Origin of the sequence: Pseudomonas sp. B21-035, assembly GCF_024748945.1 — a bacterium.
GTDB lineage: Bacteria > Pseudomonadota > Gammaproteobacteria > Pseudomonadales > Pseudomonadaceae > Aquipseudomonas.
The window spans coordinates 1,063,285-1,086,413 of sequence record NZ_CP087179.1 but is presented as its reverse complement, the minus strand read 5'-3'; the positions used below and the strand labels follow the sequence as shown (position 1 = coordinate 1,086,413).

General features: G+C 62.0%; 29 protein-coding genes. 10 read left to right on the top strand and 19 right to left on the bottom strand.

Translation table 11 applies throughout. The annotated features are described in order from the left end of the window. Positions 1-24: 24 nt before the first annotated feature. The 13 genes from LOY22_RS04945 to LOY22_RS04885 all read right to left on the bottom strand — a co-directional run bounded on the left by LOY22_RS04945 (position 25) and on the right by LOY22_RS04885 (position 10,572). Positions 25-495, bottom strand: a complete 471-nt coding sequence (locus LOY22_RS04945) for a nuclear transport factor 2 family protein (RefSeq protein WP_093387155.1) — start codon at positions 493-495, stop codon at positions 25-27. A gap of 88 nt (positions 496-583) precedes the next feature. Beyond that, a complete protein-coding gene (locus tag LOY22_RS04940) occupies positions 584-1,867 on the bottom strand; it encodes an MFS transporter (protein ID WP_258596621.1) in 1,284 nt (427 codons plus the stop codon). A 15-nt stretch (positions 1,868-1,882) separates the two neighbouring features. Continuing rightward, a complete protein-coding gene (locus tag LOY22_RS04935; protein ID WP_258596619.1) occupies positions 1,883-2,533 on the bottom strand; it encodes a FadR/GntR family transcriptional regulator in 651 nt (216 codons plus the stop codon). A 106-nt stretch (positions 2,534-2,639) separates the two neighbouring features. Then, on the bottom strand, positions 2,640-3,686 hold the full coding sequence (gene hisC / locus LOY22_RS04930) for a histidinol-phosphate transaminase (RefSeq protein WP_093388186.1): 1,047 nt from the start codon (positions 3,684-3,686) through the stop codon (positions 2,640-2,642). 2 nt (positions 3,687-3,688) lie between these two features. After that, a complete protein-coding gene (hisD, locus tag LOY22_RS04925) occupies positions 3,689-5,014 on the bottom strand; it encodes a histidinol dehydrogenase (protein ID WP_093388183.1) in 1,326 nt (441 codons plus the stop codon). Positions 5,015-5,149: 135 nt separating this feature from the next. Continuing rightward, positions 5,150-5,785: an ATP phosphoribosyltransferase gene (hisG, locus tag LOY22_RS04920; protein ID WP_038996931.1), complete on the bottom strand. Its 636-nt coding sequence runs from the start codon at positions 5,783-5,785 to the stop codon at positions 5,150-5,152. Positions 5,786-5,892: 107 nt separating this feature from the next. After that, the gene (gene murA, locus LOY22_RS04915) at positions 5,893-7,158 is read right to left on the bottom strand and encodes a UDP-N-acetylglucosamine 1-carboxyvinyltransferase (protein ID WP_010223372.1); all 1,266 of its coding nucleotides are present in this window, start codon (positions 7,156-7,158) and stop codon (positions 5,893-5,895) included. Positions 7,159-7,181: 23 nt separating this feature from the next. Continuing rightward, positions 7,182-7,421 (bottom strand): BolA family protein, encoded by a 240-nt coding sequence (locus LOY22_RS04910; protein WP_010223373.1) that lies wholly within the window; start codon positions 7,419-7,421, stop codon positions 7,182-7,184. A 115-nt stretch (positions 7,422-7,536) separates the two neighbouring features. Further along, complete coding sequence (locus LOY22_RS04905; protein WP_045196361.1) at positions 7,537-7,842, bottom strand: lipid asymmetry maintenance protein MlaB; 306 nt, start codon at positions 7,840-7,842, stop codon at positions 7,537-7,539. Further along, complete coding sequence (locus LOY22_RS04900; RefSeq protein WP_045196359.1) at positions 7,839-8,489, bottom strand: phospholipid-binding protein MlaC; 651 nt, start codon at positions 8,487-8,489, stop codon at positions 7,839-7,841. The genes LOY22_RS04905 and LOY22_RS04900 overlap by 4 nt, the downstream gene beginning before the upstream one ends. 9 nt (positions 8,490-8,498) lie before the next feature. Next, the gene (gene mlaD, locus LOY22_RS04895; protein ID WP_010223376.1) at positions 8,499-8,966 is read right to left on the bottom strand and encodes an outer membrane lipid asymmetry maintenance protein MlaD; all 468 of its coding nucleotides are present in this window, start codon (positions 8,964-8,966) and stop codon (positions 8,499-8,501) included. Next, a complete protein-coding gene (mlaE, locus tag LOY22_RS04890; RefSeq protein WP_045196357.1) occupies positions 8,966-9,763 on the bottom strand; it encodes a lipid asymmetry maintenance ABC transporter permease subunit MlaE in 798 nt (265 codons plus the stop codon). The genes mlaD and mlaE overlap by 1 nt, the downstream gene beginning before the upstream one ends. Continuing rightward, the gene (locus tag LOY22_RS04885; protein WP_045196354.1) at positions 9,763-10,572 is read right to left on the bottom strand and encodes an ATP-binding cassette domain-containing protein; all 810 of its coding nucleotides are present in this window, start codon (positions 10,570-10,572) and stop codon (positions 9,763-9,765) included. The genes mlaE and LOY22_RS04885 overlap by 1 nt, the downstream gene beginning before the upstream one ends. A gap of 244 nt (positions 10,573-10,816) precedes the next feature. Between LOY22_RS04885 and LOY22_RS04880 the strand changes: the two genes are divergently transcribed. The 10 genes from LOY22_RS04880 (at position 10,817) to LOY22_RS04835 (ending at position 17,827) form a co-directional block, all read left to right on the top strand. Next, on the top strand, positions 10,817-11,791 hold the full coding sequence (locus tag LOY22_RS04880) for a KpsF/GutQ family sugar-phosphate isomerase (RefSeq protein ID WP_045196353.1): 975 nt from the start codon (positions 10,817-10,819) through the stop codon (positions 11,789-11,791). Beyond that, the gene (locus LOY22_RS04875; protein ID WP_045196351.1) at positions 11,792-12,316 is read left to right on the top strand and encodes an HAD family hydrolase; all 525 of its coding nucleotides are present in this window, start codon (positions 11,792-11,794) and stop codon (positions 12,314-12,316) included. Between the two features lie 8 nt (positions 12,317-12,324). Beyond that, positions 12,325-12,900 carry an LPS export ABC transporter periplasmic protein LptC gene (lptC, locus tag LOY22_RS04870; protein ID WP_045196349.1) on the top strand — a complete coding sequence of 192 codons (576 nt, stop codon included), beginning with the start codon at positions 12,325-12,327 and terminating at the stop codon, positions 12,898-12,900. Beyond that, positions 12,887-13,411 carry a lipopolysaccharide transport periplasmic protein LptA gene (lptA, locus tag LOY22_RS04865; protein ID WP_045196347.1) on the top strand — a complete coding sequence of 175 codons (525 nt, stop codon included), beginning with the start codon at positions 12,887-12,889 and terminating at the stop codon, positions 13,409-13,411. The genes lptC and lptA overlap by 14 nt, the downstream gene beginning before the upstream one ends. Further along, positions 13,412-14,137 (top strand): LPS export ABC transporter ATP-binding protein, encoded by a 726-nt coding sequence (gene lptB / locus LOY22_RS04860; RefSeq protein ID WP_038996944.1) that lies wholly within the window; start codon positions 13,412-13,414, stop codon positions 14,135-14,137. A gap of 179 nt (positions 14,138-14,316) precedes the next feature. Continuing rightward, positions 14,317-15,810 carry an RNA polymerase factor sigma-54 gene (locus LOY22_RS04855; RefSeq protein WP_045196344.1) on the top strand — a complete coding sequence of 498 codons (1,494 nt, stop codon included), beginning with the start codon at positions 14,317-14,319 and terminating at the stop codon, positions 15,808-15,810. An 81-nt stretch (positions 15,811-15,891) separates the two neighbouring features. Further along, positions 15,892-16,200: a ribosome hibernation-promoting factor, HPF/YfiA family gene (hpf, locus tag LOY22_RS04850; protein ID WP_010223385.1), complete on the top strand. Its 309-nt coding sequence runs from the start codon at positions 15,892-15,894 to the stop codon at positions 16,198-16,200. A gap of 12 nt (positions 16,201-16,212) precedes the next feature. After that, positions 16,213-16,677 carry a PTS IIA-like nitrogen regulatory protein PtsN gene (gene ptsN, locus LOY22_RS04845; RefSeq protein ID WP_045196342.1) on the top strand — a complete coding sequence of 155 codons (465 nt, stop codon included), beginning with the start codon at positions 16,213-16,215 and terminating at the stop codon, positions 16,675-16,677. Positions 16,678-16,679: 2 nt separating this feature from the next. Beyond that, on the top strand, positions 16,680-17,534 hold the full coding sequence (rapZ, locus tag LOY22_RS04840; protein WP_045196339.1) for an RNase adapter RapZ: 855 nt from the start codon (positions 16,680-16,682) through the stop codon (positions 17,532-17,534). A gap of 20 nt (positions 17,535-17,554) precedes the next feature. After that, positions 17,555-17,827, top strand: coding sequence for an HPr family phosphocarrier protein (locus LOY22_RS04835; RefSeq protein WP_045196337.1), 273 nt, complete (start codon positions 17,555-17,557; stop codon positions 17,825-17,827). Between the two features lie 14 nt (positions 17,828-17,841). Here the strand turns inward: LOY22_RS04835 and LOY22_RS04830 are convergent, their stop codons facing one another. From LOY22_RS04830 to pmbA, 6 genes are all read right to left on the bottom strand, one after another. Continuing rightward, positions 17,842-18,735, bottom strand: coding sequence for a ZIP family metal transporter (locus LOY22_RS04830; RefSeq protein ID WP_045196335.1), 894 nt, complete (start codon positions 18,733-18,735; stop codon positions 17,842-17,844). 11 nt (positions 18,736-18,746) lie between these two features. Beyond that, positions 18,747-19,358: a superoxide dismutase gene (locus LOY22_RS04825; RefSeq protein WP_045196333.1), complete on the bottom strand. Its 612-nt coding sequence runs from the start codon at positions 19,356-19,358 to the stop codon at positions 18,747-18,749. Between the two features lies 1 nt (position 19,359). Further along, the gene (locus LOY22_RS04820) at positions 19,360-19,821 is read right to left on the bottom strand and encodes a hypothetical protein (RefSeq protein WP_093388174.1); all 462 of its coding nucleotides are present in this window, start codon (positions 19,819-19,821) and stop codon (positions 19,360-19,362) included. Between the two features lie 27 nt (positions 19,822-19,848). Continuing rightward, positions 19,849-21,225 (bottom strand): lyase family protein, encoded by a 1,377-nt coding sequence (locus tag LOY22_RS04815; RefSeq protein ID WP_258596585.1) that lies wholly within the window; start codon positions 21,223-21,225, stop codon positions 19,849-19,851. Continuing rightward, the gene (locus LOY22_RS04810) at positions 21,218-21,619 is read right to left on the bottom strand and encodes a FagA protein (protein WP_082075425.1); all 402 of its coding nucleotides are present in this window, start codon (positions 21,617-21,619) and stop codon (positions 21,218-21,220) included. The genes LOY22_RS04815 and LOY22_RS04810 overlap by 8 nt, the downstream gene beginning before the upstream one ends. 118 nt (positions 21,620-21,737) lie before the next feature. Continuing rightward, positions 21,738-23,084, bottom strand: coding sequence for a metalloprotease PmbA (gene pmbA, locus LOY22_RS04805; protein ID WP_258596578.1), 1,347 nt, complete (start codon positions 23,082-23,084; stop codon positions 21,738-21,740). Positions 23,085-23,129: the final 45 nt, after the last annotated feature.

The following is a 23,129-nucleotide window of genomic DNA, read 5'->3' as shown; positions in this document are numbered from 1 at the left end:
CGGCAAAGCGCACAGCTTAGCGCCTCAGCGCCCCGCCTGAAACGCCCGCAGGCCTTTCTGCGCCTGGGCGCGCACCTTGCCCTGGACCAGCGGCGACCAGCCCAGCAGCACCCCCGTGGTGCCCAAGGCCTGACGTGCCCAGCGCCACAGGTCGAAACTGTCGTGGTGCTCGCAGATCTTGCCGTCCCGAAACACAAAGCGTGCCTGGATGTCGTTGACCACGGTGCGGCCGGTCTGGCTGAACAGGTAGCGGGCGACCCAGCGGGCGCTGCCAGCGCGCTCGTCGGCGCGTACCGTGTCGAAGGTCAGGGTAAAGTCCTTGGCGCGGGTGGTGAGCATGCGCCACATGTCACCGGCATCCTTGCCGCGCAAAGTACCGAAGACCGGGTCACTGAAAACGATATCGTCGCTGTAACAGGCGACCATGGCTTCGGCGTCCAGGCGCTGGAAAGCCTGGTAGAAGCGGGTGATCAGGGCAGTATTGGCGTCGCTCATGGTGCAGGTCCGGTTCATGGCAATAGACCTGCACCATAGTCCGCTGAAGTGGCAAAAAGCTATGGGCATTTGCCTGGCGAATGTCTGCTCAAACCCGCTCGCTGACCACCTTCACATGCAGGTTGCGCCCGGCCTTGAGGCCAAAGCCTATGGCGCCGATGCCCAGCACGGCAAAGATCCAGCCCACCGCGTTCCAGCCGCCGGTCAGGTCATGCACCAGGCCGACCGCGAATGGCCCCATCGATGCCAGGGTGTAACCGATGCCCTGGGCCATGCTCGACAGGTTGGCGGCGACGTGAGCGTCTTTGGAACGCAGCACGATCAGGGTCAATGCCAGGGCGAAGGTACCGCCCTGCCCCAGCCCCAGGACAATGGCCCAGCCCCACAGGCCTTCCAGCGGCGCATACAGGCAGCCGAACAAGCCGGCCAGGGCCATGAGCATGACCACCACGATGGCCAGGCGCTGGTCCTTGCCACGGGTCGCCAGCCACGGCGCGCTGAGCGAACTGAGCAACTGCACGATCACCGAGCCGGACAACACCAGCCCGGCCTGGGTCGGGCTCAGGCCGCGACCGATGAGGATCGACGGCAGCCAGCCGAAAACGATATAGGCCAGCGACGATTGCAGGCCCATGTACAGGGTGACCTGCCAGGCCAGCGGATCGCGCAGCAGGCCGCGTACACGGTAGGCCACATTGTGGGCGCCGTGGCCCTGGCGGGCCTGGGGCAGCCAGATCAGCGCCGCCAGCAAGGCCGGGATCAACCAGAAGCCCAGGCCCAGCGACCAGCTGTCGCCCAAGCGCTCGCTCAGGGGCACGGTGGCGCCCGCAGCCATTGCCGCGCCCAGGCACAAGGCCATGGTGTAGACGCCGGTCAGGGTCCCGGCATGCTTGGGGAAGTCGCGCTTGACGATGCCCGGCAACAGCACGCCGATCACACCGATGCTAGCCCCGGCCATGATACTGCCGACGAATACCCCGGTGCTGCCAAAGGCGCTGCGCACGGCAATCCCCGCAGCCAGTACCAGAAGGATGCCGAGAATGACCCGCTCACTGCCAAAACGTCGCGCCAACACCGGCGCCAGTGGCGCGAACAAGCCCAGGCAAAGCACCGGCAAGGTGGTCAGCAGGCCCGCCTGGGAAGCGCTCAAGCCGAGGTTGTCGCTGACCTGGCCCAGCAGCGGCGCCATGCTCGACAACGCCGGACGCAGGTTCAGCGCCACCAGCACCAGGCCGAGCAGCAACAGCCAGGGGCGCTTGAGCAGCACCGGTTGCTGTTGCACTTGTTCGTCGTCGGCTTCGGCGTCGATCAGCAGTTCTTCCAGCTCCGGCCCGTTGGCCGGCGCCGCAGTTCGGGTTGTTTCATCGCCCATGGCAGTCTCGCAAGGTCAGGATTCGTTGATCAGGGTCCGGCTCAGGGCCTTGGCCTTGTCCGGATCGCGTTGTTCGATGGCATCGAGAATCTGCCCGTGCAGGTCGAACACAAGCTGGCAGCGGGGAGCGTGGCTCAGGTTGTGATGCAAGGTGGCCGCCACCACCCCGGAAAAGTAGCGATACAACTCGCTCAGCGCCGGGTTATGCGCGGCATCCACCAGGCGCTGGTGGAACACCAGGTCGCAACCGATGTATTGCTCCAGGTCATCGTGAAAATGCGCACTGCTGTGCTTGAGGGCCTCTCGTAGCCCTTGCAGGTCTTCTTCGCTGCGGCGCAGCGCGGCCAGGCCAATGGCCTCGGCTTCAAGGATATGGCGGGTTTCCCGCGCCTGCTCCAGGTCGCAGCGTGACAGCGCCTGAAGGGCCTGCAACGGGTCGACGGCGGTACTCAGGTAACTGCCATCGCCCTGGCGAACTTCGACCAGGCCACTGAAAGCCAGCACACGCATGGCTTCGCGCACCGTGTTGCGGCTGATGCCGAGCTCAGCAGCCAGTTCCGGCTCGGTGGGCAGGCGCTGGCCCACTGTCCAGGCGCCGCTGGCAACCCGTTGTCGCAGTTGCTCGACCGCTTGTTCGACCAGGGAGCGTTTGATCAGTAAGGTCATGACATCCAATCATCGGATGAATTTGAGAGAGGGAGGTTACCGGTAAAATCCATCGCGGGGCAAGTCGCGACGCCTCGACTTGCCCCGCGACAAGGACTGTGCTCTATCAGTTCAACGCATCGAGCAACGCCTGATTCTGCTCCGGGGTACCAATGGTGATGCGCAGGAACTGGGCGATCCGCGCCTGCTTGAAGTGACGCACGATCACCCCCTGCTCGCGCAGGCGCGCTGCCAGTTCGGCGGCATCCTGCTGCGGGTGCCGGGCAAAGATGAAGTTGGCTGCCGAGGGCAGTACTTCAAAGCCACGGGCAGTGAGTTCAGCGACCACCTTCTCGCGACTGTCGATCACCTTGCGGCAGGTTTCTTCAAAGTAGGCACGGTCCTCGAACGCCGCCGCCGCACCCACAATCGCCATACGGTCCAGTGGATAGGAGTTGAAGCTATTCTTGATCCGCTCCAGCGCCTCGATCAGGTCCGGATGGCCGACCGCCAGGCCTACCCGCAGGCCGGCCAGCGAACGCGACTTGGACAGGGTCTGGGTGACCAGCAGGTTGTCGTAGCGATCCACCAGGCTGATGGCGGTCTGGCCGCCAAAGTCGATGTAGGCTTCATCGACCACCACCACCGAGTCGGGGTTGGCCTCGAGCAGTTGCTCGATGGCCTCCAGGGCCAGCAGGCAACCGGTCGGCGCGTTGGGGTTGGGGAAGATGATCCCGCCGTTGGCCTTGCGGTAGTCAGCGACACGGATCTGGAACTGCTCGTCCAGCGCCACTGCTTCAAACGGGATGCCGTACAGGCCGCAGTAGACCGGGTAGAAGCTGTAGCTGATGTCCGGAAACAGCAACGGCGCATCGTGCTGGAACAGGCCATGGAAGATGTGCGCCAGCACTTCATCCGAACCGTTGCCGAGGAACACCTGGTTGCCCTGCACACCGTAGTAGTCCGCTACCGCCTGCTTTAGCAGGTCGCTGTTGGGGTCCGGGTACAGGCGCAGGTTGTCGTTGAGTTCGCCGCGCATGGCTTCCAGCGCCTTGGGCGACGGGCCGTAGGGGTTCTCGTTGGTGTTGAGCTTGACCAGCCTGGCCAGCTTTGGCTGCTCGCCCGGCACGTAAGGCACCAGGTCCTTGACGAAGGGGCTCCAGAATTTACTCATGTTCAGTTCCCCTTCTTGTCGGCAAGGATGCGGTATTCGGCGCTGCGGGCGTGGGCGATCAGCGACTCGCCACGGGCCAGTACCGAGGCAGTGTGGCCGAGCTCGGAAGCGCCCTGCTCGGAGCAGAAGATGATCGACGAACGCTTCTGGAAGTCATACACCCCCAGCGGCGACGAGAAGCGCGCGGTGCCGGAAGTCGGCAGTACGTGGTTGGGGCCTGCGCAGTAATCGCCCAGGGCTTCGCTGGTGTGGCGGCCCATGAAGATCGCGCCGGCGTGGCGAATCTGCGGCAGCCAGGCCTGCGGGTCGGCGACCGACAGCTCCAGGTGCTCAGGGGCAATGCGGTTGGCAACGTCCATGGCCTGCTGCATGTCGCGCACCTGGATCAGCGCACCACGGCCGTTGATCGAGGTCTTGATGATCTCGGCGCGCTCCATGGTCGGCAGCAACTTGTCGATGCTGGCTGCGACCTTGTCGAGGAATTCGGCGTCGGGGCTGACCAGAATCGCCTGGGCGTCTTCGTCGTGCTCGGCCTGGGAGAACAGGTCCATGGCGATCCAGTCCGGATCGGTCTGGCCGTCACAGACCACGAGAATCTCCGACGGGCCGGCAATCATGTCGATACCGACCTGACCGAACACATGGCGCTTGGCGGTGGCGACATAAATGTTGCCCGGGCCGACCACCTTGTCGACCTGCGGCACGCTTTCGGTGCCATAGGCCAGGGCGGCAACCGCCTGGGCGCCACCGATGGTGAAAACCCGGTCGACACCGGCGATGCAAGCGGCGGCCAGCACCAGCTCATTGACCTCGCCACGCGGGGTCGGCACCACCATGACCACTTCACCAACGCCGGCGACCTTGGCCGGAATCGCGTTCATCAGTACCGATGACGGGTACGACGCCTTGCCGCCCGGCACATACAGGCCGGCACGATCCAGCGGCGTGACCTTCTGGCCAAGCACAGTGCCGTCGGCTTCGGTGTAGCTCCAGGAGTCTTGCTTCTGTCGCTCGTGGTAGCTGCGCACGCGCTCGGCGGCTTTTTCCAGGGCTTCGCGCTGGGCCGGGGTGATGCGGGTCAGGGCCAGTTCCAGGCGCTCGCGACCGAGGATCAGGTCGTCGATCGAAGTCGCCTGCACGCCATCAAAGCGCTGGGTGAACTCCACCAGCGCCGCATCGCCACGCTCGCGCACGGCCTTGATGATGTCGAGTACGCGCTGGTTGACCGCGTCGTCAGAGACACTTTCCCAGCTCAGCAGATGATCCAGATGTCGGGCGAAATCCGGGTCAGCGGCATTGAGTCGGGCGATTGCAGTGGACGTGGTCATAGCGAGGGCCTCATAAATGGCGAATGCTCAGGCGCCCTAAGCTACCAGTCCATCCGCGCGGGCACCCGAGAAAATTGGCTATGACGCGGATAGACGGGCGCGACAGCGAAGGCCGCGCGCAGGAGGTAGAAAGTCTTAGCCGCGGTGTCGCGATTCGACAGCCTGGCGCAAGGTGTCGATCAGGCTCTGGATGCGGGCGTGCTGCATCTTCATCGAAGCCTTGTTGACCACCAGCCGGGAGCTGATGGTGGCAATCAGTTCCTGGGGTTCCAGGCCATTGGCACGCAGGGTGTTACCGGTGTCGACAACGTCGATGATCTTGTCGGCCAGGCCAATCAGCGGCGCCAGCTCCATCGAACCATACAGCTTGATGATATCGACCTGACGGCCTTGTTCGGCATAGTAGCGCTTGGCGACGTTGACGAACTTGGTGGCGATGCGCAGACGGCCCTTGGGCTCGGCAGCGCCGACTTTGCCGGCGGTCATCAGCTTGCACTGGGCAATCTGCAGGTCCAGCGGCTCGTACAGGCCCTGGCCACCGTACTCCATCAGCACGTCCTTGCCGGCCACGCCCAGGTCGGCGGCACCATGCTCGACATAGGTCGGCACGTCGGTGGCGCGCACGATCAGCAGACGCACGTCTTCCTGAGTCGTCGGGATGATCAGCTTGCGGCTCTTGTCCGGGTTTTCGGTCGGCACAATACCGGCTTCCGCCAGCAGCGGCAGGGTATCGTCGAGAATCCGACCTTTGGATAGCGCGATGGTCAACATGGGAAACGTCGGTCCTTATGCGGCTACAGCCGGCCGGGCGCTAACAGGCCCGACCGCATTCAATTCGGTGCAGCAATTGGCTGGCGCGTCCCTGCGCCACTCACAGACTAGCCCGGCACGCGGCGGATCTTGGCGCCGAGCATCTGCAGTTTCTCTTCGATGCACTCATAACCACGGTCGATGTGGTAAATGCGGTCGATCAGGGTATCGCCTTCGGCAACCAGCGCCGACAGCACCAGGCTGGCCGAAGCCCGCAGGTCGGTGGCCATCACTGGAGCGCCTTTGAGGGTCTTGGTCCCGGTAACGATGGCAGTGTTGCCTTCGACCTGGATCAGGGCACCCATGCGGTGCATCTCGTAGACGTGCATGAAGCGGTTTTCGAAGATCGTCTCGATTACCGCGCCAGTGCCTTCGGCAATGGCGTTGAGCGAGATGAACTGCGCCTGCATGTCGGTCGGGAACGCCGGGTACGGAGCGGTACGCAGGTTGACGGCTTTCGGCCGCTTGCCATGCATGTCCAGCTCGATCCAGTCTTCACCGGTGGTAACTTCGGCGCCGGCTTCCTTGAGTTTTTCAAGGACGGCTTCGAGGATAGTCGGATCGGTGTCCTTGACCTTGACGCGACCGCCAGTCACGGCAGCGGCAACCAGGTAGGTACCGGTCTCGATACGGTCAGGCATGACCCGGTAGGTCGCCGAACCCAGGCGCTCGACGCCATCGATGGTGATGGTGTCGGTACCAGCGCCCTGGACTTTCGCGCCCATGGCGTTGAGGAAGTTGGCAAGGTCGACCACTTCCGGTTCGCGCGCAGCGTTTTGCAGCACGCTGCGGCCTTTGGCCAGGGCTGCAGCCATCATGATGTTCTCGGTACCGGTGACACTGACGGTATCGAAGAAGAAGTGCGCGCCACGCAGGCCGCCTTCTGGGGCCTTGGCCTTGATGTAGCCGCCTTCGACCTCGATCTTCGCGCCCATGGCCTCAAGGCCGCGGATGTGCAGGTCGACCGGACGCGAACCAATGGCGCAACCGCCAGGCAGGGCCACTTCGGCTTCGCCAAAACGGGCGACCATCGGGCCCAGTACCAGGATCGAGGCACGCATGGTTTTCACCAGCTCGTACGGCGCGACCAGGGTCTTGATGGTACGCGGGTCGATTTCGACCGAGAGCTTCTCGTCGATCACCGGCTCAATGCCCATGCGGCCGAACAGCTCGATCATCGTGGTGATGTCGTGCAGGTGCGGCAGGTTGCCAACGGTGACCGGGCCATCGCAGAGCAAGGTGGCCGCCAGGATCGGCAGGGCAGCGTTCTTTGCCCCGGAAATGCGGATTTCGCCATCGAGGCGAACGCCGCCAGTAATAATCAGTTTGTCCATTAGAGTCTCGCCGCCAAGTTGGCTCAGGTGCGCTCAGCCCAGGCTGCGCTGCTGAAAAATTTCATGGTTACCGCATGGATGCTGCCATCGGTGATCCACGGGTTAAGGTGAGCATAGATCTGCTGCTGACGCTTGACCGGGCTCAGGGCCGCCAATTCGTCGCTGATCACGTTCAACTGGAAGTTGCAGCCTTCGCCTTCAACTTCGACCCGGGTTCCCGGCAACTTTTCTTCAAGGAAGTTCTTAACTTCTACGGCCTGCATGCTCAACCTCAATCGGCGCCCTTTGCGCGCGGGTCGGCCATCATACAAAAAAGCCCCTCGCCTGCGAACCCCGTAATCGGAGACTCTGACAGAGGGGCCAGTCACTGGCTGGCGGTCATTGACCGGCCAGCACCTCGTCGAGGTCATAAACCTCGGCGATTTCCCGCATATCCTGGGGCATGGCGCGAACCTCGACGGCCTTGCCGGCCGCCTTGCCGTCGCGCATGAAGGCCAGCAGCAGGGACAGGCCGACGCTGCTGGACTTCTCCACCTGCGCGCAATCGAGCACCAGCCCAGGGGCCTTGCACGCCGCAATCAGGGCCTTGCCCTGTTTGCGCAAGGCCGGCCCGCTGCGGTAGTCGAGCACCCCGGCCAGGCTCAATACGCCTGGCTCGCTCATGGTCACGACACTGTCGCTCATTGCCCTTGCTTCTCGGCCGCTTGCTCGGTGCTTTCCTTGGCCTTGGCCACTTCGCCCGCCCAGCCGTCGATGGTCTTGTCCAGATCGTTGCCGTTGCGGTTCATGGCGTCGGCGAACTGGTCACGGAACAGCTTGCCGATGTTGATGCCGTTGACGATGACGTTACGCACCTTCCACTCGCCGTCGAGCCTGGTCAGGGTGTAGGACACCGGATAGACAGCACCGTTGTTGCCCTTGACGCTCATGTCGACGCTGGCACGGTCGTCGCCGTCCTTCTTCTCGTTGCCGACGGTAATGCCCTGGTTGTTGTACTCGAGCAGGGCGTTGCCGTAGAACTGCATCAGGCTGCGCTTGAAGTTTTCCTGGAAGCGCTGCATCTGCGCCGGGGTAGCCTTGCGCGAATACTTGACGGTCATGATGCTTTTCGAGATGCCATCGGCATCGACGACCGGCCCCAGGTTGGCATTGAGCGCATCGTAGAAGGCGCTCGGGTTGGCCTTGTATTGCTCCTTGTTGGCTTTCAGGTCAGCCAGCAACTGGGTGGTGGTCTTCTCGATCACCTGCTTGGGTGACAGAGCAGCTGCACTGGCCATCAGCGGCAGTGCTGCCAGCAACACCAGCAAGCCGCGTCGCAGGATAGAAATCATGGAAACTCCTTATTTAGCTTCTTTGCCAACGGTATTGAGCAGGAACTTGCCAATCAGGTCTTCCAGTACCAGCGCCGACTGGGTGTCGTGGATGGTTGCACCATCCTTGAGCACCGCATCTTCTCCGCCCACGCTGATACCGATGTATTTCTCGCCGAGCAGCCCTGCGGTGAGGATAGATGCAGTGGAATCGACAGGCAGGTTATCGACCCGTTTTTCCAGCTGCAGCGTCACCCGACCGGTGAAGGTGTCACGATCCAGATCGATGGCAGTGACCTTGCCGATGGTCACACCGGCCATGGTCACTTTAGCTCTGACCGTCAAACCGGCGATATTGTCGAAGTTGGCATAAAGTTTATACGTGTCGCTGCTCGGGCTCGCCGACAGGCCGCTGACGCGCAGGGCCAGCAGGATCAGCGCCAGGATCCCGGCCAGGAGGAACAGGCCGACACCGATTTCCAGGGTGCGGTTTTGCATCAGAAATCTCCAAACATCAAGGCGGTCAGAATAAAGTCCAGACCCAGGACTGCCAATGAGGCATAGACCACGGTCTTGGTGGTGGCACGACTGATCCCTTCTGAAGTGGGCTCGCAGTCATAACCCTGGAATACGGCAATCCAGGTCACGACGAAGGCAAACACCAGGCTTTTGATCACCCCGTTGAGCACATCGTCGGTAAAGGAAACACTGTTCTGCATGTTGGCCCAGAACGAGCCCTCGTAAACGCCCAGCCAGTCGACGGCAACCCACGAACCACCCCAGATACCGACCACGCTGAAGATCAAAGCCAGCAACGGCAGCGAGATGAAACCGGCCCACAGCCGCGGCGCGACGATGTACTTGAGCGGATCGACACCGATCATTTCCAGGCTGGACAGCTGCTCGGTGGACTTCATGTTGCCGATTTCGGCGGTCAGCGCCGAGCCTGCACGGCCGGCGAACAGCAGCGCGGTAACCACCGGGCCCAGTTCACGCAGCAGGGTCAGGGCGACCATCTGCCCCACCGCCTGCTCCGAACCGTACTTGGTGAGGATGCTGAAGCCCTGCAGGGCCAGGACCATGCCGATGAACACACCGGACACGACGATGATCGCCAGCGACAGCACGCCAACCGAATAGAGCTGGCGAACCAGCAACTGAAAGCCGCCGCCAGTGCCGCTGCGCCCGACCAGCGAATGCAGCAGGAACAGGAAGGAGCGGCCGAGAATGGCCAGCACGTCGATGGCCGATCGGCCAAAGCGACGAATACGTTCGAGTAAGGATTTTCTGCGCATCAACGCTTCCCCAGAAGATCGGCGCGGTAATCCGGCGCAGGAAAGTGAAAGGGCACCGGCCCATCCGGATCGCCTTTCATGAATTGACGAATGCGCGGGTTGTCGGAGCCCATCAGCTCTTGCGGCGTGCCCTGCCCCAATACCTGGCCGTCACCGACCACGTAGATGTAGTCGGCGATGCTGGCGGTTTCGGCCAGGTCGTGAGAAACCACGATGCTGGTGATGCCCAGGGCATCGTTGAGCAGGCGGATCAGCCGCACCAGCACGCCCATGGCAATCGGGTCCTGGCCGACGAACGGTTCATCGTACATGAGGATTTGCGGATCCAGAGCAATCGCCCGGGCCAGCGCCACACGACGTTTCATGCCACCGGATAGCTCGTCGGGCATCAGCTCGATGGCGCCACGCAGGCCAACAGCCTGGAGTTTCATCAGGACTATGTCGCGAATCATCTCGTCAGACAGCTGGGTATGCACGCGCAACGGGAAGGCGACGTTCTCGAACACATCGAGATCGGTGAACAGCGCGCCACTCTGGAACAGCACGCCCATCTGCTTGCGGGCATCGAACAGGTCACTGCGCGACAGGGTCGGCAGGTTCTGCCCGGCCACCCAGACCTCGCCACTGGCCGGGCGCAGTTGTGCACCCATCAGCCGCAGCAGCGTGGTTTTGCCGCACCCGGAAGGCCCCATGATGCCGGTAACCTTGCCACGCGGAATGCGTATGTCGACATTATTGAAGATGCTGCGCGAACCGCGCTTGAAGGAAACGCCCTTCAATTCGACCGCGTAGGCGTTATCAACGCTCATCTAGACTCCTTGCGATGCAGCCTTCTCACTCAGACGCGCGCCCCCTTCGTGGAGGCACGCACGCACCAAGCGGGCCGAACAGCGGCGAACTATAGCACCGCTGATAGGGCCGCCCCAAGGCCGCCGAAGTGCTTGTTCAGCTATGGTTAAGCCAACCGGGCGAATGTATGACAATCACAAGGTGAGGCTTTCGCCCATTACCGCTATAATCGCCGCCTTTTCATCAGGCAATCCGATTTTCGACATGAGCCAATCCAGCGACCTGATCCAATCCGCGCAGCGCACCATCCGTTTCGAACTCGAGGCGGTTGAGGGCCTGCTGGCCCACATCGACGCCGATTTCGTCAAGGCATGCGAGCTGATCCTGGCCAGCAAGGGCCGGGTGGTGGTGGTCGGCATGGGCAAGTCGGGGCACATCGGCAACAAGATCGCCGCGACCCTGGCCAGCACCGGTACGCCGGCGTTTTTCGTTCACCCGGCCGAAGCCAGCCATGGTGACATGGGCATGATCACCCGCGACGACGTGATCCTGGCCCTGTCCAACTCGGGCTCCACCGCCGAGATCGTCACCCTGCTGCCGCTGATCAAGCGTCTGGGTATCCAGCTGATCAGCCTCACCGGCAACCCCGATTCGCCCCTGGCCAAGGCCGCCGAGGTCAACCTCGACGCCCGCGTTGCCCAGGAGGCCTGCCCGCTGAACCTGGCACCGACCTCCTCGACTACCGCCGCGCTGGTGCTGGGCGACGCCCTGTCCATCGCCCTGCTCGAGGCCCGCGGCTTTACCGCTGAAGATTTCGCCTTCTCGCACCCCGGCGGCGCCCTCGGCCGACGCCTGCTGCTGAAAGTCGAGAACGTCATGCACGCCGGCGACGAGCTGCCGCAGGTGCAACGCGGCACCCTGCTCAAGGACGCGCTGCTTGAAATGTCTCGCAAGGGCCTGGGCATGACCGTGGTGCTCGAAGCCGACGGACGGTTGGCCGGGATCTTCACCGACGGCGACCTGCGCCGCAGCCTCGATCGCAATATCGACGTGCACAAGACCCTCATCGAAGAAGTCATGACCGCCCACGGCAAGACCGCCCGCGCCGAGATGCTCGCCGCCGAAGCCCTGAAGATCATGGAAGACCACAAGATCAGCGCCCTGGTGGTGATCGACAAGGACGAGCGCCCGGTCGGCGCCCTGAACATGCACGACCTGTTGCGTGCGGGAGTGATGTAAATGACCCAGGACCTGCTCCAGCGCGGCAAGGCCATCAAACTGGCGGTTTTTGACGTAGACGGCGTGCTCACCGACGGTCGCCTGTACTTCCTCGAAGATGGCAGCGAATTCAAGACCTTCAACACCCTCGACGGCCAGGGCATCAAGATGCTCATGAACTCGGGCGTGACCACGGCGATCATCAGCGGTCGCAAGACCCCGGTGGTCGAGCGCCGGGCAAAGAACCTCGGCATTCCTCACCTGTACCAGGGCCGGGAAGATAAACTGGTGGTATTGGACGAGCTTCTTGGCCAGCTCAACCTAAGCTATGAACAGGTCGCCTATCTGGGCGACGACCTGCCTGACCTGCCGGTAATCCGCCGGGTCGGCCTGGGCATGGCGGTGGCCAATGCTGCCGCGTTCGTCCGCGAGCACGCCCACGGAGTAACCCTGGCACGTGGCGGCGAAGGTGCAGCCCGCGAATTCTGCGAACTGATCCTGCAAGCCCAGGGCAACCTCGACGCGGCCAACGCCCATTACCTGTAGAGCGACACATGTTCAGTAAGAAAATCCGCAACATTGCGCTGTTCAGTGTGATCGCCGCCCTGCTGGTGGCGGTCGGCTACTGGAACATCAGCCCCGAGAGCTTCCTCGACAACAAGCCGGTTGCCGGGCCGGACCAGAGCGCCATCGACTATTACGCGGTGAACGCCCACAGCGTGCAGTTTTTGCCTGATGGCAAGATGCAGTACGAGATGACCGCCGACAAGGTCGAGCACCTCAAGGCCAGCGAAGTCACCCTGCTGACCAAGCCCGACCTGCAGATGTACCGCGGCACCACTTATCCGTGGCACGTGCAGAGCGAGCGCGGCGAGGTCAACCCCGACGGCAGCGAAGTCGAACTGATCGATTCGGTAAGGGTCGCCCGCACCGACGAAAAGAACCGCACCATGATCATTACCAGCAGCCGCATGACGGTATTCCCGCAGAAGCAATATGCGCAAACCGAGCAAGCCGTTAGAATCGACGGCGCCGGTGGCGTCACTACGGGCAATGGAATGAAAGCGTATTTGAAAGACGGCAGGATGGACCTGCTGTCCAACGTAAGAGGACAGTATGAGGCTCGTTAAAACCCTCCCCTTTTTGCTCAGCCTGAGCGCAGCACTGGGAAGCGCGAGCGCCTGGGCCCTGCCGAACGACCGTGACCAGCCGATCCGCATCCAGGCCGACCACGCTCAACTGGACGACAAAAAAGGCATCGCCACCTACACCGGTGACGTGATCATCACCCAGGGTTCGATGATGATCAAAGGCAACACCGTGACCATCACCCGTACCGCCGGTGGCGACATCGACGTGGTGACCTCGGTGGGCAACCTGGCCTACTTCGAGCAGCAGCAGAGCGCCGCCAAGCCAGACAAGATGCAGGGCTACGGCAAGACCATCCAGTACAATGCGCCGCAAAACCGCATCGTCCTGATCGACCGCGCCAAGGTCATCAACGAAGGCAACACCACCGAGGGCGAGAAAATCGTCTACGACACGGTGAAACAGATCGCTACCGCCGGTCGCGGTGGCAAAGTCACCGAGTCGCGTCCGCGTATCGACATGGTGATCCAGCCGAAGAAGAAGGCCGAGTAAATGGCAACCCTCAAAGCCCAGCACCTGGCCAAGAGCTACAAGAGCCGGCAAGTGGTCCGCGACGTCAGCCTGTCGATCGACAGTGGCCAGATCGTCGGCCTGCTCGGCCCTAACGGCGCCGGCAAGACCACCTGCTTCTACATGATCGTCGGCCTGGTCCAGGCCGACCAGGGCCGCGTCCTGATCGACGACCTCGATGTCAGCCACCAGCCCATGCACGGCCGCGCCCGCGCCGGTATCGGCTACCTGCCGCAGGAAGCCTCGATCTTCCGCAAGCTGTCGGTGGCCGACAACATCATGGCGATCCTCGAAACCCGCAAGGACCTGGACCGCGATGGCCGGCGCAAAGAGCTGGAAAGCCTGCTGCAGGAGTTCCACATCAGCCACATCCGCGACAACCTCGGCATGAGCCTCTCCGGTGGTGAACGCCGCCGCGTCGAGATTGCCCGCGCCCTGGCCACCGCGCCCAAGTTCATCCTGCTCGACGAACCCTTTGCCGGTGTCGACCCGATTTCGGTCGGCGACATCAAGCAGATCATCCACCACCTGAAGGCCAAGGGTATTGGCGTTCTGATCACCGACCACAACGTCCGTGAAACCCTGGATATCTGCGAAACCGCTTACATCGTCAACGATGGCCAACTGATCGCCGAAGGCGATGCAGAGACCATCCTGGCCAACGACCTGGTCAAAGAGGTTTACCTCGGCCATGAGTTCCGCCTGTAGGCTCAAGGTGTAAGGCGCTGCCGGAGCGCTCGTAAACAAGCCAGATAATGGCTTAATTGTTACGGCGCTCTAGGCAAACGCTGCAATTTCAGGCATATAATTTGCTTAAAGTTGGCGCTTCGGTGCCCTTGTAGTGGATGGCGCATGTGCGCCGGCAAATAAGGTGTTAAGCCCCTGCCATGAAACCATCGCTCGTCCTAAGAATGGGCCAGCAACTGACGATGACCCCGCAGTTGCAACAGGCCATACGTCTGCTCCAGCTTTCTACCCTGGACCTCCAGCAGGAAATCCAGGAAGCGCTGGAATCAAACCCGATGCTCGAGCGCCAGGAAGAAGGCGACGACTTCGACAACAGCGACCCGATGGCCGACAACGCCGAGAGCAAACCCGTCGCCGACGTTCAGGAAACCAGCTTCCAGGAGACCGCCCCAACGGTGGACAACCTCGAAGAGGGCGAGTGGAACGAGCGCATCCCCAACGAGTTGCCGGTCGACACCGCCTGGGAAGACATCTACCAGACCAGCGCCAGCAGCCTGCCCAGCAACGACGATGACGAGTGGGACTTCACCACCCGCACTTCGGCTGGCGAAAGCTTGCAGAGCCACCTGCTCTGGCAGCTCAACCTGGCACCGATGTCCGACACCGACCGGCTGATCGCCGTGACCCTGATCGACTGCATCAACAACCAGGGTTATCTCGACGAAACCCTGGAAGAAGTCTGCGAATCCTTCGACCCCGAGCTCGACATCGAGCTGGATGAAGTCGAAGCCGTGCTGCACCGCATCCAGCAATTCGAACCCGCCGGCATCGGCGCGCGCAACCTCAGCGAGTGCCTGTTGCTGCAACTGCGCCAGCTGCCGCCGCGTACCCCGTGGATGGCCGAAGCCCAGCGTCTGGTCAGCGACTACATCGACCTGCTCGGCGGCCGCGACTACAGCCAGCTGATGCGCCGCATGAAGCTCAAGGAAGACGAGCTGCGCCAGGTCATCGAACTGGTACAGAGCCTCAACCCGCGCCCGGGCTCGCAAATCGAGTCCAGCGAAGCCGAGTACGTGGTGCCCGACGTGATCGTGCGCAAGGACAACGAGCGCTGGCTGGTCGAACTCAACCAGGAAGCAGTCCCGCGCCTGCGGGTCAACCCGCAGTACGCCGGTTTCGTCCGTCGCGCCGACACCAGCGCCGACAACACCTTCATGCGCAACCAGTTGCAGGAGGCGCGCTGGTTCATCAAGAGCCTGCAAAGCCGCAACGAAACCCTGATGAAGGTCGCCACCCAGATCGTCGAGCACCAGCGCGGCTTCCTCGATCACGGTGACGAGGCGATGAAGCCGCTGGTGCTGCACGACATCGCCGAAGCGGTGGGCATGCACGAGTCGACCATTTCCCGGGTGACCACGCAGAAATACATGCACACGCCGCGCGGAATTTACGAGCTGAAGTACTTTTTCTCCAGCCACGTCAGCACCTCCGAAGGCGGCGAATGCTCGTCCACAGCGATCCGCGCAATCATCAAGAAACTAGTTGCAGCGGAAAATCAGAAAAAGCCATTGAGTGACAGCAAGATCGCTGGTTTACTGGAGGCACAAGGCATCCAGGTAGCACGTCGCACCGTCGCCAAGTACCGCGAGTCCCTCGGCATCGCACCGTCGAGCGAGCGCAAGCGATTGATGTAACGGCTCCTGAGGTGTGCCACCGCAGTTCAGTGGCAGGCGCAATACCTGCCTCTTATGCACCGGCAACAAAGGAGAAGCTGTATGCAAGTCAATATCAGTGGACAGCATGTAGAAGTTACTCAGCCCCTGCGTGAGTACGTCGAGCAGAAATTGAAACGACTGGAGGGGCATTTCGACAAGATTACCAATGTGACGGTAATCATGAAGGTCGAGAAGCTGCAGCAGAAGATTGAAGCGACGCTGTTCATTCCCGGCGGCGAAGTGGTTGCAAATGCCGAACACCAAGACATGTATGCAGCGATCGACGCCTTGACCGACAAGCTCGACCGCCAACTGAAAAAACACAAGGAAAAACAGCAAAGCCTGCTGCAAGGTGCAGCGGCCCGCTGATCCCCCTCATCCATGATCCGACTTGAAACCATCCTGACCCCCGGCCGTTCCCTTGTGAACGTGCCGGGCGGCAGTAAAAAGCGTGCGCTCGAACAGATCGCCAATCTGATCGGCAGAGAAGTGCCCGAGCTGGACACCCAGATCGTGTACGAAGCCTTGATCGCCCGGGAGAAACTGGGCTCCACCGGCTTCGGCAACGGCATTGCCATTCCCCACTGCCGCCTCAAGGGCTGTGAGTCGCCGGTCAGCGCGCTGCTGCACCTTGACGCCCCTATCGATTTCGACGCCATCGATGGCGCCCCGGTCGACCTGCTGTTCGTACTGCTGGTCCCGGAAGCGGCTACCGATGCGCACCTGGAGCTGCTGCGCCAGATCGCCAGCATGCTCGATAGCAAGGACGTACGCGAAAAGCTGCGTGCGGCCACCAGTAACGAAGCCTTGTACCAGGTCGTACTGGACGTACAGAACGGGCATTGAACATGCGCTTGATCATCGTTAGCGGCCGGTCTGGCTCCGGCAAGAGTACCGCCCTCGATGTACTTGAGGACAACGGCTACTACTGCATCGACAACCTGCCTGCTGGCTTGCTGCCGCAACTGGCCGAAAGCGCCCTGATCAACACGGAATTGATGCAGCCCAAGGTGGCCGTTTCGATTGACGCGCGCAACTTGCCCAGCCACTTGTCGCGCTTTCCCGAGCTGCTTGAGGACGCCCGTAGCCGGCACATCCAGTGTGATGTGCTGTACCTGGATGCCGATGAAGAAACATTGCTCAAGCGCTTCTCGGAAACCCGCCGCCGCCACCCGCTGACCAACAACGAACGCTCGCTGGCCGAAGCGATCGAAGTCGAAAGCGAGCTGCTCGGGCCGATTGCCGACCTCGCCGACCTGAAGATCGATACCACCAACCTGAACCTGTATCAGTTGCGTGACTCGATCAAATTGCGCCTGCTCAACCAGCCGGAGCCCGGTACGGCCTTCCTGGTCGAATCCTTCGGTTTCAAACGCGGCATGCCGGTCGATGCCGACCTGGTGTTCGATGTGCGCTGCCTGCCCAACCCTTACTGGAAGCCGGAACTGCGCGACCATTCGGGCCTGGAGCAACCGGTGATCGATTACCTGGCTGCGCAGCCGGATGTCGAGGACATGTTCCAGGACATCTCCAGCTACCTGCTCAAGTGGTTACCGCGCTTTGCCGCCAGCAACCGTGCCTATGTCACCATTGCCATTGGCTGCACGGGTGGCCACCACCGTTCGGTGTACCTGACCGAGCGTCTGGGCCAGTTACTGCAACAATCGTTAAAGAATGTCCAGGTTCGCCACCGCGACCTCTAGCCCACAGGACCAGCGCCTCGATGCCCGCAAAAGAAATCACCATCATCAACAAGCTGGGGCTGCACGCCCGGGCAGCGGCAAAGTTCGTTGGCGTTGCGGGCAAGTTTCCCTGCCAGGTTCGCGTTGGGCGTAATCCGCAATCCCTGGTTGATGGCAAGAGCATCATGGCGGTCATGATGCTGGCGGCCGGCAAGGGCACCGCCATTCATCTGCACACCGAGGGCGAGCAGGACGATGATGCACTCAACGCCCTGATCGAACTGATCAACAATTACTTCGACGAGGGCGAGTAACCGCCCCCGTTTTCTCACGAAAGCGCCGTATCCATCACCATCATCAGGCAGAAGCCGATGCACAGGCCCAGGCTGGCTAGCCGGTGATGGCCATTGCTGCGCGACTCGGGAATGATTTCCTGGGTCACGACCAGCAACATCGCCCCGGCAGCACACGCCAAGCCCAGTGGCAGCAACAACTCTGCCACGGTCACCAGCCAGGCACACACCACCGCTGCCAGCGGCTCGACCAGACCAGAAGCCGCACCAATCAGAAACGCCTTGAAGCGGGCCATCCCCGCCCCTGCCAACACCAGGGCGATCACCAGGCCTTCCGGCACATCCTGCAGGGCAATGCCCATGGCAAGGCTGTCGGCATCGGGCATGCCACCACCGGCAGACACGCCAATGGCCATGCCTTCGGGGATGTTATGGGCAATGATGGCAATGACGAACACCCAGATCCGCGCGGCGATCACCGGTTGCTGCGGCGTGCCGACCAGGGCCTCGGGCGATGCACCGGACACCTTGAGGTCGACCAGGTACAGGCAGAAGGCCCCGAACAGCAAGCCGAAGCTGACCAAACCACCGGCGCCCCATTTACCCAGGCCAATGGCCTGGGCGGCATCCAGCCCGGGAATGATCAGCGAAAAGGCCGTGGCCGCCAGCATCACCCCGGCACCAAAGCCCAGCAAGGTATCGGCCAACGCCACTGGCATGTTGCGGATCACCAGCACCGGCACCGCGCCCAAGGCCGTACCCAGGGCGCACAGCGCACCGCCTTCGAGCGCCCGTAACATGCGCGGCTCCAGGTCCAGCCAGGCGATACCCTGGGCCACCAGCAGGGCGAAGCCGACCAGCAGCAACAGGGTACCGAGCGCCAGGCGAAACAGCCGCACGCCGGCAATCGACATTACATCCGAACGCATTGCGCTGCGACTCACACAAGCGCAGCTGCGTAACGACGCTCTACCTCGGACCAGTCGATCACGTTGTAGAAGGCGTTGATGTATTCCGGACGACGGTTCTGGTACAGCAGATAGTAAGCATGCTCCCAGACGTCCAGGCCGAGGATTGGCGTATTGCCGTTCATCAGCGGGCTGTCCTGATTACCACTGCTTTCAACCACCAGGGTCTTGGCCGGGGTCACGCTCAGCCAGGCCCAGCCGCTGCCAAAGCGAGTCAGCGCAGCCTTGGTGAAGGCGTCCTTGAACGCCTCGAAGCCACCCAATTGCTCATCAATGGCCTTGGCCACAGCGCCTTGTGGCAGGCCGCCGCCCTGGGGCGACATCACGGTCCAGAACAGCGAATGGTTGGCGTGACCGCCGCCCTGGTTGATTACCGCGTTGTGCAATTTTTCCGGAAGTTGCTTGACGCTGGCCACCAGTTTTTCCACCGGCCACTCGGCATACTCGCTGCCTTCGACCGCCGCGTTGAGGTTGTTGATGTAAGTCTGGTGGTGCTTGCTGTGGTGAATCTGCATGGTCTGGGTATCGATGTGCGGTTCCAGCGCATCGTAGGCGTAAGGCAATGCAGGCAAGGTATAAGGCATATCACTGGATTCCATATTGTAGGACTGAAGGCGCGGCGCTTTCCTGGCCGGCATGCAGGGCCGGCTGCGGCTCGTGCCGGTAGAGCAGACGTTCGGTACGCGGGTACTGGCCGTACTCGCTGATGAAGCTCAGCAACTCGGTGTAGGTCTTGCTGCTGTGGCGCAACGCAGCTTCGCGCAGTATCGGCGCCATGCGCGGGTCCTGGGCGGTCTGCAACAACCGCTGGTGAATGGCGCACAGGTACTCGGCGCTTTCCTGCGGCTGATTCAGCCGCAGGTGCAGGTCAGCCAGATTGTGGTGGGCGATGACGCACACGGCCACCGCTTCGTCGGCGTCATGCCAGCGTTCGAACAACACCTGGGCAAGCGCCAGGGCTTGCAGATACAACTCGCGGGCATCGACCAACTCGCCCTGTTCGAACAGGCGGTTGGCAATTTCGGTGGTGCGTTTCCAGTGCTGCATGACAAACCTCCAGAGCGGTGGGCCGGCTCAGATCCCGCCGGCGGTGAGCTTTTCCGGATCTAGCAGCGCTTCAAGCTGGCTGCGCGGCAGGTCGGTGTTTTCGAGGGCTACGTCGATAATCGGGCGGCCTTGCTTGTAAGCGGTCTTGGCGATTTCGGCAGCCTTCTGGTAGCCGATGATCGGGTTCAGGGCAGTGACCAGAATCGGATTGCGCGCCAGGGCTTCCTTGAGCTTGGGTTCATTGACCGTGAAGCTGGCAATCGCCTTGTCGGCCAGCAAGCGGCTGGCATTGGCCATCAGCTCGATGCTGCTGAGCAGGTTCTGGGCAATAATCGGCAGCATCACGTTGAGTTCGAAGTTGCCCGACTGCCCGGCCACGGCGATGGTCGCGTCGTTGCCGATCACCTGCGCGGCGACCATGGCAGTCGCTTCCGGGATTACCGGGTTGACCTTGCCTGGCATGATCGAAGAGCCCGGCTGCAAGCCTTCGAGCTCGATTTCGCCCAGGCCGGCCAGCGGCCCGGAGTTCATCCAGCGCAGGTCGTTGGCGATTTTCATCAGTGCCACAGCGGTGGTCTTGAGCTGGCCGGATACCGCCACTGCGGTGTCTTGCGAACCAATCAAGGCGAACAGGTTGTGCCCCGGAACAAATTCGACGCCGGTAAGCACTGTCAGTTGCTGGCTGAAGCGCGCAGCGAACTCAGGATGGGCATTGATGCCAGTGCCCACGGCGGTGCCGCCCTGGGCCAGGGCTTGCAGGCTTGGCAAGGTGGCTTGCAGATGAGCAATGGCCGCCTTGACTTGCGCCGACCATCCACCCAGCACCTGGCTCATGCGCACCGGCATGGCATCCATCAGGTGGGTGCGGCCGGTCTTGATGAACGGATGCACCTGCTCGGCCTTGGCGTCGATCACCTTGACCAGATGCTGCAGCGCCGGCAGCAACTGCTCGTGCAGGGCCAGCGCGGCACTGACATGAATGGTGGTGGGGATGATGTCGTTGCTGCTTTGCCCGCAGTTGACGTGATCGTTGGGGTTGACCGTATCGCCCAGCACGCGGCTGGCCAGGGTCGCGATCACCTCGTTGGCGTTCATGTTCGAACTGGTACCGGAGCCGGTCTGGAAGATATCCACCGGGAAATGCTGCATGAAGTCAGCGGCCAGCAACTGCTCCACGGCTTTGACGATCGCCTCGCCGCGGACCTGCTCCAGTTGCTTGAGCTCGATGTTGGCCTTGGCCGCAGCAGCCTTGGCCAGCAGCAGTGCGCGAATGAACTGGGTCGGCATGCGTTGCTGGCTGATCGGGAAGTTGTTTACCGCGCGCTGGGTCTGGGCGCCATACAGGGCCTCGGCTGGCACCAGCAGTTCACCCATGCTGTCGCGCTCGATACGGGTATTACTCATCATCAAGTCCTTGCATCAGTTCATCGTAGGAAATCGAAGGCAGCAGTACGCAGTTCGCCAGTTGCAGGGCGAAGGGCTGCCAGCGCTGGTTGTTTTCGCGCCGATCGAGGTTGCGCAGCTCCAGCAGCGGCCGCCAGGCCTGGTCCAGGCACAGGCAGCGCCAATGCCAGGGCAGCGCGCGATCGCAGGCGGTGTCCAGCAGCAGGCGGAATGAAGTCAAGGCGATAGTCCAGGCGCTGGTATCGGTGCAACACACCAGGTAACGGCCTTCGGTGAGGTAGTGCTCGATCAGGCGCGGCTCGTCCGGATCGAGTGCACAGCGAATGCGCCGGCTCAGCCAGCGCCAGTTTTCCAGATAGGGCAATTCGTGGAGGACTGGTTTCATGAACATCATCGCCTAGATAATGATATTCATTATTAAGTGATAATCAGAATCAGTTCAACAAAATGAAAAAAGAAAAACAAAAAGCCCGACACATGGCCGGGCTTCGAAGGGGGAGCAACACCGGGCGTTAACTGCCCGCGACGGTCATCCGCTCGATCAGCACCGAGCCTGTGTGAATATTGCTGCGGGTTTCCAGATCATTACCAATCGCGACAATTTGATGGAACATATCCTTCATATTACCGGCGATCGTCACTTCCTGAACGGCGAACTGAATCTCGCCGTTTTCTACCCAGTAGCCTGCAGCACCGCGCGAGTAGTCGCCGGTGACCATGTTCAGACCATGGCCCATCAGCTCGGTAACCAGCAGTCCACGACCCATGCGCCGCAGCAGGGCAGCCTGGTCTTCGACCCCATGGGTGACGAACAGGTTGTGCACGCCGCCGGCGTTGGCGGTGCTCGGCAAGCCCAGCTTGCGCCCGGAATAGGTACCCAGCACGTAGGACACCAGTTGGCCGTTTTCAACGAATGGCTTGGCATAGGTGGCCAGGCCGTCACCATCGAACGCGGCGCTGCCCAGGGCACGCTGCAGGTGCGGGCGCTCGTCCAGGGTCAGCCAGGTCGGGAACAGCCGTTGGCCCATGGCACCATCGAGGAACGAAGACTTGCGGTACAGGTTGCCGCCGGAAATCGCCGAAAGGAAGCTGCCGAACAGCCCCCCTGCCAGCTCGGCCGAGAACAGTACCGGCACTTCACAGGTGGGTACCGGACGCGCGCCCAGGCGGCTGGCTGCCCGTTGCGCAGCGCGGATACCGATGCTGCGCGGGTCGGCGAGCAATTCGCCCTGGCGATTGACGTCATACCAGTAGTCGCGCTGCATCTGCCCGTCGGCTTCGGCAATCATCACGCAGCTCAGGCTGTGCCGGGTCGAAGCGTAGCCGCCGATAAAGCCATGGCTGTTGCCATACACGCGACAGCCCTGGTGGGTGTTGAGGGTGGTGCCGTCGGCGTTCTTGATCCGCGCATCGGCATCGAAAGCTGCGGCTTCGCACTCCAGGGCCTTTTCGATGGCCTGCTCAGGGGTGATGTCCCAGGCATGATAGAGGTCGAAATCCGCCTGCTCGCGGGCCATCAGCGCCGGATCGGCAAGCCCGGCGCACTCGTCTTCGGAAGTGTGCTTGGCAATTGCCAGGGCGGCGGCGACGGTTTCCCGGATCGCCTCGCTGCCGCTGGCCGAGGTGCTCGCCGAGCCTTTGCGCTGGCCCACGTACAAGGTGATGCCAAAACCCTGGTCACGGTTGAATTCGACGGTCTCGACTTCACGCTGGCGCACCGAAGTCGACAACCCCTGCTCCAGCGATACCGCCACTTCGCAGGCGCTGGCACCCTGGCGCCGGGCTTCGGCAATGATCTGTTCGACCTGTTCCTGCAACGCCGGCAGGGCCTGCGGACCTACGCTCTGGACTGCACTCATGGTTTTCTCCACTCAAATTCTGCGTTCGGCGCGGGTCAATCTACG